Consider the following 298-nt stretch of genomic DNA (forward strand, 5'->3'; position numbering starts at 1 on the left):
CAGCGAGCTCAACATCCTCCACGAGTGGCACGAGGTAACCCAGGCCATGCGCCGCCGGCTCTGGAGCCTGCATACCGCTGGGCAGGGGGCACAGGACAATCCGAAGGATGCTTTTAAGGCATGGGAAGAACTCATCAAGAAGAACAAGGATCGACAATCGAGCAAGTTGACTCCCGATACGCCTCTCGTGGAGTTCCTCTACGACAAGACCACCCTGAGCAACCTCGACTGATGCGCAGCCTACTCCTGCTGATGGCCCTGCTGCTGGCCGCCTGCAATGGCCATGGACTCAAACTGA

The 298-nt window shown here is 58.4% G+C and carries 1 pseudogene; it reads left to right on the plus strand.

Annotated features, from left to right (window positions below):
- Positions 1–232: pseudogene (locus tag WFQ67_RS30235) on the plus strand (phospholipase); the annotation flags it as partial.
- Positions 233–298 lie beyond the last annotated feature (66 nt).

The sequence above is a fragment of the Pseudomonas sp. USHLN015 genome, assembly GCF_037153275.1.
GTDB classification, from domain to species: Bacteria; Pseudomonadota; Gammaproteobacteria; order Pseudomonadales; family Pseudomonadaceae; genus Metapseudomonas; species Metapseudomonas tohonis.